At 75.1% G+C, this 12007-nt stretch carries 11 protein-coding genes; 7 read left to right on the top strand and 4 right to left on the bottom strand.

Annotation, left to right across the window (positions count from 1 at the left end; genetic code table 11):
• Positions 1-1401: alkyl/aryl-sulfatase (locus tag ACI79H_RS16665; RefSeq protein WP_456555528.1), on the bottom strand; the 1401-nt coding region annotated here is incomplete at its 3' end.
• A 199-nt stretch (positions 1402-1600) separates the two neighbouring features.
• On the opposite strand from ACI79H_RS16665, the gene ACI79H_RS16660 reads away from it, so the two are divergent.
• The 5 genes from ACI79H_RS16660 (at position 1601) to ACI79H_RS16640 (ending at position 6643) form a co-directional block, all read left to right on the top strand.
• Positions 1601-3229 (top strand): sodium-dependent transporter, encoded by a 1629-nt coding sequence (locus ACI79H_RS16660; RefSeq protein ID WP_456555527.1) that lies wholly within the window; start codon positions 1601-1603, stop codon positions 3227-3229.
• Positions 3226-3357 carry a methionine/alanine import family NSS transporter small subunit gene (locus ACI79H_RS16655; protein ID WP_456555526.1) on the top strand — a complete coding sequence of 44 codons (132 nt, stop codon included), beginning with the start codon at positions 3226-3228 and terminating at the stop codon, positions 3355-3357. The genes ACI79H_RS16660 and ACI79H_RS16655 overlap by 4 nt, the downstream gene beginning before the upstream one ends.
• 28 nt (positions 3358-3385) lie before the next feature.
• Complete coding sequence (locus ACI79H_RS16650) at positions 3386-4051, top strand: NADPH-dependent F420 reductase (protein ID WP_456555525.1); 666 nt, start codon at positions 3386-3388, stop codon at positions 4049-4051.
• Between the two features lie 65 nt (positions 4052-4116).
• On the top strand, positions 4117-5001 hold the full coding sequence (locus ACI79H_RS16645; protein WP_456555524.1) for an alpha/beta hydrolase fold domain-containing protein: 885 nt from the start codon (positions 4117-4119) through the stop codon (positions 4999-5001).
• A 124-nt stretch (positions 5002-5125) separates the two neighbouring features.
• Positions 5126-6643, top strand: coding sequence for an adenylate/guanylate cyclase domain-containing protein (locus tag ACI79H_RS16640; protein WP_456555523.1), 1518 nt, complete (start codon positions 5126-5128; stop codon positions 6641-6643).
• A gap of 7 nt (positions 6644-6650) precedes the next feature.
• Here ACI79H_RS16640 and ACI79H_RS16635 read toward each other — a convergent pair whose 3' ends face one another.
• On the bottom strand, positions 6651-7721 hold the full coding sequence (locus ACI79H_RS16635) for a potassium channel family protein (RefSeq protein ID WP_456555529.1): 1071 nt from the start codon (positions 7719-7721) through the stop codon (positions 6651-6653).
• Positions 7722-7822: 101 nt separating this feature from the next.
• Between ACI79H_RS16635 and ACI79H_RS16630 the strand changes: the two genes are divergently transcribed.
• A complete protein-coding gene (locus ACI79H_RS16630) occupies positions 7823-8677 on the top strand; it encodes a patatin-like phospholipase family protein (protein WP_456555522.1) in 855 nt (284 codons plus the stop codon).
• Positions 8678-8682: 5 nt separating this feature from the next.
• Here ACI79H_RS16630 and ACI79H_RS16625 read toward each other — a convergent pair whose 3' ends face one another.
• Together ACI79H_RS16625 and ACI79H_RS16620 are read right to left on the bottom strand one after the other, a co-directional pair.
• A complete protein-coding gene (locus ACI79H_RS16625; protein WP_456555521.1) occupies positions 8683-10254 on the bottom strand; it encodes a long-chain-fatty-acid--CoA ligase in 1572 nt (523 codons plus the stop codon).
• A 61-nt stretch (positions 10255-10315) separates the two neighbouring features.
• Positions 10316-10957, bottom strand: a complete 642-nt coding sequence (locus ACI79H_RS16620) for a TetR/AcrR family transcriptional regulator (RefSeq protein ID WP_456555520.1) — start codon at positions 10955-10957, stop codon at positions 10316-10318.
• A 115-nt stretch (positions 10958-11072) separates the two neighbouring features.
• On the opposite strand from ACI79H_RS16620, the gene ACI79H_RS16615 reads away from it, so the two are divergent.
• Positions 11073-11969, top strand: coding sequence for an enoyl-CoA hydratase-related protein (locus ACI79H_RS16615; RefSeq protein WP_456555519.1), 897 nt, complete (start codon positions 11073-11075; stop codon positions 11967-11969).
• Positions 11970-12007 lie beyond the last annotated feature (38 nt).

Below are 12007 nucleotides of genomic sequence, written 5' to 3'. Positions count from 1 at the left end.
GCGCGCCCCGGGCGGGCGCGCCGCGCCCCGCCCGCCGCCCCCCCCCGCCCCCCCCCCCCCCCCGCCCCGGCGGCGCCCCCCCCCCGCGCCCCCCCCCCCCCCCCCCGACCCGTCCTGCACGCGTGACGCCAGCGAGCCCGGATCGGCGATGACCGCCGTCAACGCCGTCCGCGGCATGGTGACGACCACGTCGGCGTCGGCGTCCAGGCTCGGCCAGGAGTTCAGCGCCCCGTGCTCCAGGCGCAGCGTCCACTCCTCCCCGGTGTCCGGGAAGGACCATCCGACGGCGAGCGACGTCCCGTCGGCCCGCGGGCCGTCGAGCCGGACGCCGAGCAGGTCGAACACCATCTCCACCGTCATCGCGCGCATCAGCGGGCTGCGGCCGGCACCGCCGCGGGCCGACCGGCCCGACCGGCCCGACCGGCTCCCCGGTGCCGGGCGCCGCAGCTCCTGCGCCCCGGACAGGTAGAAGTTGCGCCAGGCGCCCGACTCGGCCTGGAAGCCCAGCTGCTCCAGCGCCGCGGCCTGCAGCTCCCGGGCGTCGGTGTTGCCCGGGTCGGCGAAGACGACGTGGTTCACGACCTGCGCCACCCAGCGGTACTCGCCCGCCGCGAAGTCCTCGCGGGCCCGGTCGGGCGTCAGCTGGAAGACGATGCGGACACCGTCGAGCGTCAGCTCCTCCCCGGTCGCGGTGATCTCGTGCGTCGGCCCGACGAGGGAGATCGATCCGCCCGGGACGGACCTGCCCAGGCCGCAGTCCACGTGGCCGAACTCCCCACGGGGCAGGGCGTTGCCGTACATGTAACCCGCGCGGCGCACCATGGCCGGTCCGGCGAGGACGTTCTCGGACACCGCCTCCTCGAGGAAGCCCTGCGGTGCCACGACGGGCACCCGGCGGGCTGCCAGCTCCTCGAGCGGGACGACGCCCGCGAGGCCGGCGAAGTGGTCGATGTGGCTGTGGGTGTAGATGACCGCGCTGACCGGCCGGTCCCCGAGGTGCTCGCGCACGAGGTCCATGGCGGCGCGCGCGGTCTCCGTCGACGTCAGCGGGTCGATGACGATCCACCCGGTCTCCCCCCGCACCAGGGAGAGGTTGGCGAGGTCGTACCCCCGCACCTGGTAGAGGCCGGGCACGAGCTCGTAGAGGCCGTGCTCCCGGTTGAGGCGGGCCTGGCGCCACAGGCTCGGGTTGACCGACGGCGGTGCGGTCTCGCTGTCGAGGAAGTCCCAGTCGGCGGTGTCGAGGATGGGTTCCCCGGACCGGTCGTGGTGCACGACCAGGCGGTCGAGACCGGCGATGCGACCGTGCCGCACCCGGCGCAGGTCGGCCGGATCGGCCAACGGCAGGTCGGCGGCGACGGACCGGTTGGCGGCGTCGGTGTGGTGCGAGGCCTGGCTCATGGAGCGCCCTTCGTGTCGCGTGCCCGGGGTCCCTGCCCGGGCATCCTCGCAGTCCGGGTCCGCGGCACCAGCCCGCGCACCGTCCCGCGACGTTCCGGGGCGCCGAGCGCGCCGAGTGCTGCCATCCTCTCCTCAGCGAGCCGCCCGGCCACCGTGCCGCCGTCGTGCTCGCCGGCCGGACCACGATCCAGGAGGTCGCATGAGCGGGACGGCGGAGCGAGCAGCAGGACCGACCGAGGACGAACGCCGCCGGGGCGCGTTCAGCTCCCGGAAGGTCTTCATCCTCGCGGCGATCGGGTCGGCGGTCGGCCTGGGCAACATCTGGCGGTTCCCCTACGTCGCCTACGAGAACGGCGGCGGGGCCTTCGTCGTGCCCTACCTGGTCGCGCTGCTGACCGCCGGCCTGCCGTTCCTGCTGCTGGACTACGCGATCGGCCACCGCCACCGCGGCTCCGCGCCGCTGTCCTTCGCCCGCCTGCGCCGCGGCGCCGAGGGGCTGGGCTGGTGGCAGGTGGGCATCTGCTTCGTCATCGCCGTCTACTACGCGGCGGTCATCGCCTGGGCGCTGCGCTACACCTTCTTCTCCCTCGACCAGGCGTGGGGCGAGGACCCGGAGGGCTTCTTCTTCGGCGAGTTCCTCCAGGCCGGGGACGTCGAGGTCACCGCCGACGTGGTGCCGGGGGTGTTCGTCCCGCTGGCCCTGGTCTGGCTGGCCGTCCTCGCCATCATGGTGCTCGGCGTCCAGCGGGGGATCGGTGCGACCTCGCTGGTCTTCATCCCGGTGCTGGTGCTCGCCTTCGCCGCCCTGGTGGTGCAGGCGCTGCTGCTGGACGGTGCGGCCACGGGCCTCGACGCGCTCTTCACCCCGGACTGGTCGGCGCTCGGCTCGGCGACGGTCTGGGCGGCCGCCTTCGGCCAGATCTTCTTCTCCCTCTCGGTCGGCTTCGGCATCATGATCACGTACGCCTCGTACGTGGGCCGGCGCGAGGACATGATCGGGTCCGGGCTGGTCGTCGGCTTCTCGAACTCCGGGTTCGAGCTGCTCGCCGGCATCGGGGTGTTCGCCGCCCTGGGCTTCATGGCGCAGGCGAGCGGGGTCGCCGTCGGCGAGGTGGCCGGCGACGGGATCGGGCTGGCCTTCGTCGCCTTCCCCGCGATCATCAGCGAGGCGCCGGGTGGCGCCGCGATCGGCGTCCTGTTCTTCGGCTCGCTGGTCATCGCCGGGCTGACCTCGCTGGTCAGCGTCATCGAGGTGGTCATCTCCGCGGTCCGCGACAAGCTCGACACCAGCCGCCGCACCGCCACGCTCGCGGTCGGTCTGCCGGCGGCCCTGCTCAGCCTGGTGCTGTTCAGCACGACCAGCGGCATCTACGTGCTCGACGTCGTCGACCACTTCGTCAACCAGTACGGCATCCTCGTCGTCGCGCTGGTCAGCATGCTGGTCGTCTCCTGGGTGCTCCGCGCGCTGGCCACCCTCAGCGGGCACCTCAACGTCCACGGCCGCCCCCGGGTGGGCGTCGGCTGGCGCGTCCTGACCAGCCTCGTCGCACCGGTGGGCCTGGCCGTCGTGCTGGTCCTGGCGCTGCAGGACGACCTCGAGGCCCCGTACGAGGACTACCCGGCGTGGCTGCTCCTGACCTTCGGCTGGCTGGTGGTCGTGGCGCTGCCGGTGGTCGGGTTCCTCCTCGCCCGGCTGCCCTGGCGTGCCGGCACCCACCTCGCCGGCCCGCCACCGGGCTCGGACCCGGCGGCGCCGGCGCAGGCGACCGCGACGACGGATCCGGGCAGCCGCCCGGGGACCGGCCAGGACGAGGGGGGACGCCGATGAGCACGGCCGCGATCGTGATGATGGTCGTCGCCATGGTCGTGATCTGGGGCGGCCTCGCGCTGGCCGTCGCCAGCCTGGTGCGGCACGGCGCCGTGGAGGACCGCGCGGAGCACCGGCACGGGGAATGATCCCGGTCACCCTCGGCTTGCCAGCGGCATGACGACTCTGGGACTCATCGGCAGCGGTCACATCGGCGGAGGGATCGCCCGGCTTGCGGTCGCCGCCGGCTACGACGTCGTGCTGAGCAACAGCCGCGGCCCCGACACCCTCGCCGACCTGGTCGCGGAGCTCGGTCCGCGCGCGCGGGCCGCGACTCCCGCCGAGGCGGCCGCGGCGGGCGACCTCGTCGTCGTCTCGGTGCCGCTCAAGGCCTACCGCGAGGTCCCGGTCGAGCCCCTGCGCGGCAAGGTCGTCATCGACACCAACAACTACTACCCGCAGCGCGACGGGCAGATCGCCGAGCTCGACGACGAGTCGACCACCGTCAGCGAGCTGCTGCAGGCCCACCTCCCGGAGTCGCACGTGGTCAAGTGCTTCAACAACGTGCCCGCCGCCGGCATGGTGTCGCTGGCCAAGCCCGCGGGTGACCCCGACCGCTCCGTGCTCGCCATCGCCGGTGACGACGCCGGGGCGAAGCAGACCGTGACCGCCTTCCTCGACGCGATCGGCTACGACGCCCACGACGTGGGCCCGCTGGCCGAGGGCTGGCGCTACCAGCGCGACACCAAGGCCTACGCCGTCTTCTCGCAGCCCGGTCGCCCGGTCAAGGAGGACTGGCTCCGCAAGGGTCTGGACGCCGCCGTCCGCTACCGCGACATGTGACCGGTGCCCGGCGGCCTACGCTGCGTCGCGCACGCCCGTCGACCTGCGGAGAGGACGCCGACCCCATGGCCAGCCTGCAGATGCGCGCGATCTCGGTCGTCCTGCGCCTGACCCGCAAGCCCCGGATGGCGACGGTGGAGCGGGCGCGGAAGCGCATCGCCGAGCCCAAGGGCTCCTCGGCGCCGCCGGCCGCGCTGGGGTCGCGGCACGACGTCCGCACCCGGCAGGTGCAGGGCTTCCCCTGCACCACCGTCGCTCCGCGGGACGGCGGTACCGGCCGGGCCGTGGTGTACCTGCACGGCGGGTCCTACGTCGGGGAGATCGCGAAGCAGCACTGGGCGCTGATCTCCCGCCTCGCCGACGCCGGCGTCCGGGTCGAGGTGCCGCTCTACGGCCTCGCCCCCCAGCACACCTACCGCGAGGCCTATCCGCTCGTCACCGAGGTGTACCGCGACCTGCTCGGCGAGGTCGACGCCTCGATGATCACCGTCGCCGGGGACTCGGCGGGCGGGGGACTGGCGCTCGGCTTCGCCCAGACCCTCGCCGCCGAGGGGCTGCCCCAGCCGCGCAAGCTGGTGCTCCTCTCGCCCTGGCTGGACCTCACGCTGAGCCACCCCGACCTGCCGGCGCTCGAGCCGCGCGACCCGTGGCTGAACATCGACGGCACCGTCGAGGCGGGCAAGGCGTGGGCGGGCGGCGACGACCCCACGCAGCCGCGGCTGAGCCCGGTCAACGGCGAGCTCTCCGGGCTGCCGCCCGTGGACGTCTACGTGGGCACCCACGAGCTGTGCCTGCCCGACGTGCTGCTGCTGCAGGAGCGCGGTGCCGCTGCCGGCGCGCAGCTGCGCGTGACCGTCTGCCCGGGCGCGGGGCACGTCTACCCGCTGGTCCCCGCCCCGGAGGGCCGGGCCGAGGCCCGCCGGATCGTCGAGGAGATCGCCCGCGGCTGACCGGCGGTGACCCGCGACCCGGTCGCCCGTCCGGGCGACGCCGGCCGGTCGGACATCATGGCCGGGTGATCACGATCGGGGGAGCACCCGGAACCGGCGCCTCCCGGGTCTCGTTGCGCTGACCATGACCTCGGACGGGAGCCGGCGGCCGGTGACGGTCGCGCGGGACGGCGCGTGGGCGGAGTGGGCGCCCAGCGGCCGCACGGCCGTCCCGTTCATCGTGCTGCTGGTCATCGTGGCCAACCTGGTCGGCGTCGGCACCGTCGTGCTGCTGCTCGTCGGGGTGGACGACGGCAGCGGCGCCGGCGGTCGCAGCGAGGTGCTCTGGACCGCCGCGGCCTACCTCCTGCTCGCCCTGCCGGCCGGCACGGCGGCGGGGCTGCGCCGCCAGCGGTCGACCAACCGCTGGCTGATGGCCGGCCGCGAGCCGAGCGGAGCCGAGGCCGGCCAGGCGCTGCGCCTGCCGCTGGACGTCGCGCTCATCGCCGCCTGGATCTGGTTCGTCGGGGCGGTGCTCACCGGCACGGTCGCCGCGCTCGTCCTCCCCGAGCCGCTGGTCGGGCTGCGCGTCGGCGTCGCGGTCACCCTGGGCGGCGTCGTCACCGCCGGCGTCACCTACCTGCTCACCGCCCGGGCCGCCCGCGCCGTGACCGCGCGCGCTCTCGCCGCGCACCCCCCGGCCGGCGCGCTGGTGCTCGGTGTCCGGCCGCGCCTGCTGCTCACCTGGGCGCTCACCAGCGGGGTGCCGCTGCTCGGCGTCGTCCTGCTCTTCCTCGACCCGAGCAACCCCGACGGGCCGGGGCAGCGGGCCGTCGTCTTCCTCGTGCTGGTCGCCCTGCTCGTGGGCGCGCTGGCCACGCTGCTCACCGCCCGCGCGGTGGGGCAGCCGCTGCGCGCCCTGCGCCGGGCGGTGCAGCAGGTCGGGCGCGGCGACTACGCCGTCGACGTGCTGGTGGACGACGCCGGCGAGATCGGGCTGCTGCAGGAGGGCGTCAACACGATGGCCGCCGGCCTGGCCGAGCGGGAGCGGCTGCGCGACCTGTTCGGCCGGCACGTGGGGGCGAGCGTGGCCCAGGAGGCGCTGCGGACCGGGGCGAGCCTGGGCGGCGAGGAGCGCACCGTGGCCGCGCTGTTCGTCGACATCGCGGGCTCCACCTCGCTGGTCCGCCGCACGGGGCCGGAGCAGATGGTGGGGTTGCTCAACCGCTTCTTCGCCGTCGTCGTCGAGGCTGTGGAGGACGAGGGCGGGCTGGTGAACAAGTTCGAGGGCGACGCCGCGCTGTGCGTCTTCGGTGCCCCGGCCGACCACCCGGACCCGGCCGGCGCCGCGCTGCGGGCCGCCCGCCGCATCTGCGACGCCGTCGCGGACGCCGGTGAGGTGGACGTGGGGATCGGCGTGGCGTGCGGGCCGGTGTGGGCCGGTCAGGTGGGTGCGGCCAGCCGGCTGGAGTACACGGTCATCGGTGACCCGGTGAACGAGGCGGCGCGCCTGACCGAGCTGGCCAAGGACCACCCCGGCCGCGTCGTGGCCAGCGCGGCGACGGTGGCCGCGGCTGCCGACGAGCGCGGGCACTGGACCGCCGGCCGGGCGGTCACCCTCCGCGGCCGGGACGAGGAGACGCGCACCTACGTGCGGGCCTGAGGCCGCGCTAGACCTGGGTCGAGGAGGGCTGGGTCGGCGGGCGGTTCGGCCTGCCGGGGTCGTGCGACTTGACCACGACCAGCACGTCCTCGGGCTGCAGGGTGCCGATGAGGGGGTCGTCGAAGCGCAGCGTGCGGCCGCCGCGGGTCACCGACAGCACGATGTCGCGCAGGTCGCGGGGGCCCAGGCCGACCTCGCTCGCCGTCGCCGTCCGCTGGTGGAGGTCCAGGCCCTGACCGCCGGTGACCAGGTCCTCGACCACGGCGACGACGCGGGGCGAGTCGGTGGAGAGGCCGAGCAGCCGCCCGGAGGTCGCCGAGGTCGTGATGACCGTGTCGGCGCCGGACTGGCGGAGCAGGTTGGCGTTCTCCTCCTCCCGCACGCTGGTGGTGATCGGCACGCTCGGGTTCAGCTGCCGCACGGTCAGGGTGATCATGACCGCGGCGTCGTCGCGGTTGGCGGCGACGATGACCGCCCGGGCGCGCTCCACCGAGGCCCGGCGGAGCACCTCGGTGCGGCCGGCGTCGCCGACGATGCCGGTCATGCCCAGCGAGTTGGCCTCGTCGATGGCCCGCGGCTCCGGGTCGACGACCACGATCTTGTCGGCGGGCGTCCCGCTCGCGACCAGGGAGCGGATGGCGCTGCGGCCCTTGGTGCCGTAGCCGCACACGATGACGTGCTGGCGCACGCGGGACCTCCAGCGTCGGATGCGGAACTCCTCCCGCGAGCGCGCGGTCAGCGCCTCGAGGGTGGTCCCGATGAGCACGATCAGGAACATGATGCGCAGCGGGGTGATCAGCAGGATGTTGGTCAGCCGCGCCTCGGGCGAGACCGGGGTGATGTCGCCGTAACCGGTCGTGGAGAGCGTGACCGTGGCGTAGTACGTGGCGTCGAGCAGCGAGATCGGGCCGCCCTTGCTGTCCTCGTACCCGTCCCGGTCGATGTACACGATGAGCACGACGACGACGAGGACGATGCCGGCGATCCACACCCGGCGCAGCACCTGGCGGACCGGCGAGACCTCCTCGTGGGCGATCCGGACGCCGGCGTGCTCGGTCTCGACGCCCTCCCGCTCCATCTCCACGCCGCGGACAGTAATCAGGGGAAGGCCCGCACGCGCGCCGCCGCCCCGCCTGCGTCATCCGGACGGGGCGGTCGCAGTTCTGTGACGATGTGCCCATGAGCGACCAGCGCACGGCCCTCGTCCTCGGCGGCGGCGGCATCACCGGCATCGCGTGGGAGATCGGCCTGCTGGCCGGCCTGGCCGAGGCCGGGGTGGACCTGACCACCGCCGACCTGGTGGTCGGCACCTCCGCCGGATCGGTCGTCGGCGCCCAGGTGACCGCCGGGGCGGACCTGGAGGCGATGTTCGGCCGCCAGCTGGAGCCGCCCGCGCAGGAGAAGGTCGCGCGCATGTCGCGGGCCAACCTCGCCCGCTACGCCTGGGCGATGCTGGTCAGCCGCGGCCGGGACGAGGAGTTCCGCCGCCGGGTGGGGCAGGTCGCCCTGGCTGCCGAGAAGGCGGGGCTGACACCGTCCGAGCAGGAGCGGCTCGACGTCATCGGCTCCCGGCTGATCGGCCGGGAGTGGCCCGACCGGCAGCTCACCGTCACCGCCGTGGACGCCGCCACCGGGGAGTTCGTGCCGTTCGACCGGACGTCCGGGGTGCCGCTGCTGCACGCGGTCGCCGCCAGCTGCGCCGTGCCGGGCGTCTACCCGCCGGTGACCATCGGCGACCGGCGCTACGTCGACGGCGGCATGCGCTCCCCGGCCAACGCCGACCTCGCGCAGGGGTACGACCGGCTGGTCGTGCTCGCCCCCATCCCGCGGGGTGTGGGGCCGCTGGTCAGCGTCGACGCCCAGGTCTCGGGCATGGTGTCGGCACGGGTCGCCGTCGTCTCGCCCGACGCGGGCAGCCGCGCGGCGATCGGGCGCAACGTGCTCGACCCCGCCGCGCGGGCCGGCTCCGCCCGGGCCGGCCGTGCCCAGGCCGCCGACGTGCTCGCCCGCGTCGCCGACGTCTGGACGGGCTGAGCCCCCTAGACGACCGGCTCGGCCACCAGCGAGCCGGCCGAGTGCGCCGTGCGCAGCTCGGTCTTGAGCACCTTGCCGCTCGGGTTGCGGGGCAGCGCACCGACCACCGAGTACTCGCGCGGGTTCTTGTACCGGGCCAGCCGCTCGCGGCACCAGGCCGCGAGCTCCTCCGGCGTGGGCGGGTCGTCCGGGTCGCGCGGCGCGAGGACGGCCAGCGGCGCCTCGCCGTACCTCGTGTCGGGCACCCCGATGAGCGCGACCTCGCCGACCTTCGGGTGGGCGGCGAGGACGTCCTCCACCTCGGCGCAGTAGATGTTCTCCCCGCCGCTGATGATCATGTCCTTCTTGCGGTCGACGACGTAGAAGTAGCCGTCCTCGTCCTGCCGCACGAGGTCACCGGAGTGGAACCAGCCGCCGGCGAAGGCCTCGGCGGTGGCCTCCGGCTTGCCCCAGTACTCCTTCATCACCATCGGGCTGCGGTAGACGATCTCGCCCACCTCGCCGCGGGGGACGTCCAGCATGGCGTCGTCGACCACGCGCACCTCGACGTTGAGGATCGGGGTGCCGATCGAGCCGATCTTGCGCACCGAGTCCTCGCCGCGCAGCAGGCAGGTGACCGGGCTGCACTCGGTCTGCCCGAAGGCGGTCACCACCTCGGCCTGGGGGAACGCGTCGATGAGCGCCCGCAGCAGCGTCGTCGAGGCCGGCGCGGCACCCCAGGAGACCCGGCGCAGGTGCGAGAGGTCGCGGTCGGCGATGCCGGGGACGGCGAGGACGGCGGCCCACATCGCGGGGACCAGGAAGATGCTGGAGACCTGCTCCCGCTCCATCAGGTCCAGCGTCTCGGCCGGGTCGAAGGCGCCGGACCTGATGATCACGTGCGTGCCGCCGAGCAGCAGCGGCGGCATGCCGCCGGCCAGGCCGGCGATGTGGAACAGCGGCGCGCCCGGGACGCCGACGCGGTCCTCGGGGTCCCAGCCGAGGGTGGTGATCTGGCTGAAGGCGTGCATGAGCAGGTTCCGGTGGGTGAGCACCGCGCCCTTCGGGCGGCCGGTGGTCCCCGACGTGTACATGAGGAACGCGGGCCCGTCCTCGTCGACGACCACGTCGAGGGGCTCGTCGCCGGCCTCGGCCAGCGCGTCCTCGTAGTCCCCGCCGATCACCAGCGTGCTGGTCACCTCCGGCGCCAGGTCGCGCGCCTTCGCGGCGACCTCGGCCAGGGCGGTGTCGACGACCAGCGCGACGGCGCCCGAGTCGGTGAGCACGTAGGCGACCTCGTCGGGCACCAGCCGGAAGTTGACCGGGACGACGATCGCGCCCAGCCGCACGCCGGCCAGGTAGGCCTCCCAGGTCTCCATGCCGTTGAGCGCCAGGACGGCGACCCGGTCGCCGGCGCCCACGCCGCGCTCCCGCAGCGCGCGGGCCAGCCGGGTCACCCGCTCGTCGAGCTCGCCGTAGCTGCGGCCGCGGCCGCCGAAGCGCAGGGCGGTCAGGTCCGGGTTCTTCCGCGCGTGCCGGGCGAGCTGGTCGCTCAGGGTCATGCCCCGGCCCTGCAGCACGGGGATCTCGACGCTCACGGGCGCTCCTGGGGCCGGCCGGGTGTGACCTGCGTCATGCTGGCGCTGCGCCCCGGGGCGGTCAAGCGTCGTCGTCGAGCTCCAGCAGCCGCACGGCCAGCCGCTTCCAGAGCGGCAGGTGCGGATCGGTGCTGGCCGGCCGGGGCTCGAAGGCGTAGACCAGGGCCACCCCGCGCATGCTGGTGAACAGCAGCTCGGTGAGGTCGGCGTAGACCGGCGAGGCGGCGATCTCCGGCCCCCAGATGCCGTCGCCCACCGCGGCGATCGCCGCCCGCAGCCGGCCCTCGCCGCCGCGCAGCGCCGCCCGAAGCGCGGGATCGGTGCGCGCGGCGGTCCACAGCTCGGTCGCCGCCCAGAACGGCGGCTCCTGGAACGTCGCCCACATCAGGTCGATCGCGCGGTCCACCCGCTCCCGGCCGGTGGGCCCGTCGGCCATGAGCGCCACCGACCGGCGGCGCACCTCGTCGAGCTTCGTCGTCGCCAGGTGGTCGGCAGCGGCGACGAGCAGCTCGGCGCGGGAGGGGAAGTGGTGCAGCAGCCGGCCGCGGGAGACGCCGGCGCGGGCCTGGACGGCGAGCGTGGAGGCGCCGGCGTAGCCGTCCTCTACCAGGCACGCCACCGCGGCGTCGAGGATCAGCAACCGGCTGTCGGCGGTGCGCGTCGACCGGGAGCGCGGTGCGGTCGGCTGGGCGGGGACGGCCATCCGTCGAACCTTAGGGCGGCTTCCGTCGCAGCGACAGTCATCGTTGACTGCCCGGGGGCGGGCTGCCACGCTGCCGGGGGTCCGCAGCACCCGACCGAGGGACGGAGGACGGGGCGTGCAGCTGACGGAGCTCCGCTACGAGGTCGCCGACCGGGTCGCCACGATCCGGCTGCACCGGCCGGACCGGCTCAACGCGTTCACCCCGACCATGGCCGACGAGCTGGCCCGGGTGGCCGCGGCGGCCGACGCGGACGACGAGGTCCGGGTCGTGGTCGTCACCGGCTCGGGCCGGGGCTTCTGCGCCGGGGCGGATCTCTCGGGCGGGCCGGGCAGCTTCGCCGACCGGCGCTCGCGGGCCCTGCCGCCGGGACCGCTGCGCGAGGAGATCGCAGGCTACCGGCGGGACGCCGGCGGGGTGGCGGCGCTCGCCTTCGCCGCCCTGCGCAAGCCGGTGATCGCCGCGGTCAACGGCCCGGCCGTCGGCATCGGGGCGACGCTCACCCTGCCCATGGACATCCGGATCGCCGCCGCGTCGGCCCGGTTCGGCTTCGTGTTCGGCAAGGTCGGCCTCGTGCCGGAGGCGGCGTCGTCGTGGTTCCTGCCCCGGGTCGTCGGCATCAGCCAGGCCATGGAGTGGGTGGCCACCGGGCGGGTCTTCGGCGCCGAGGAGGCGCTGCGCGGCGGGCTGGTCTCGCGTGTGGTGGAGGACGACGAGCTGCTGCCCACCGCCCACGCGCTGGCCGGCGAGATCGTCGCGAACACCAGCGGGGTCGCGGTGGGGGCCGCCCGGCAGCTCCTGTGGTCGATGCTCGGCGCGCCCACGCCCTGGGACGCGCACCGTGCCGACTCCCGGGCGATCGTCGAGCTCGGCGAGGGCGCGGACAGCGCCGAGGGCGTGGCCGCCTTCCTGGAGAAGCGGCCGCCACGCTTCACCGCCCCGCTGGGGGACGGCGAGATGGCGGGTGTCCCGCGCTGGCCCGCGCCGCCGCCGGACGTGCAGCCCGGCGGCTGACCGGGCGCCGTCTGCCCGGACCTTCCGCACGGGCCGCC

The sequence above is a fragment of the Blastococcus sp. SYSU D01042 genome (assembly GCF_054050515.1).
The sequence above is the reverse complement of the archived record's forward strand: the minus strand, read 5'-3'. Positions and strand labels throughout refer to the sequence as shown.

Bases quoted from the DNA above. Each gene is read 5' to 3' on its own strand.
- ACI79H_RS16640 (WP_456555523.1), top strand. From the start codon at position 5,126: ATGACCTCGGACGGGAGCCGGCGGCCGGTGACGGTCGCGCGGGACGGC.
- ACI79H_RS16630 (WP_456555522.1), top strand. From the start codon at position 7,823: ATGAGCGACCAGCGCACGGCCCTCGTCCTCGGCGGCGGCGGCATCACC.
- ACI79H_RS16655 (WP_456555526.1), top strand. From the start codon at position 3,226: ATGAGCACGGCCGCGATCGTGATGATGGTCGTCGCCATGGTCGTGATC.
- ACI79H_RS16645 (WP_456555524.1), top strand. From the start codon at position 4,117: ATGGCCAGCCTGCAGATGCGCGCGATCTCGGTCGTCCTGCGCCTGACC.
- ACI79H_RS16650 (WP_456555525.1), top strand. From the start codon at position 3,386: ATGACGACTCTGGGACTCATCGGCAGCGGTCACATCGGCGGAGGGATC.
- ACI79H_RS16660 (WP_456555527.1), top strand. From the start codon at position 1,601: ATGAGCGGGACGGCGGAGCGAGCAGCAGGACCGACCGAGGACGAACGC.
- ACI79H_RS16635 (WP_456555529.1), bottom strand. From the start codon at position 7,721: ATGGAGCGGGAGGGCGTCGAGACCGAGCACGCCGGCGTCCGGATCGCC.
- ACI79H_RS16620 (WP_456555520.1), bottom strand. From the start codon at position 10,957: ATGGCCGTCCCCGCCCAGCCGACCGCACCGCGCTCCCGGTCGACGCGC.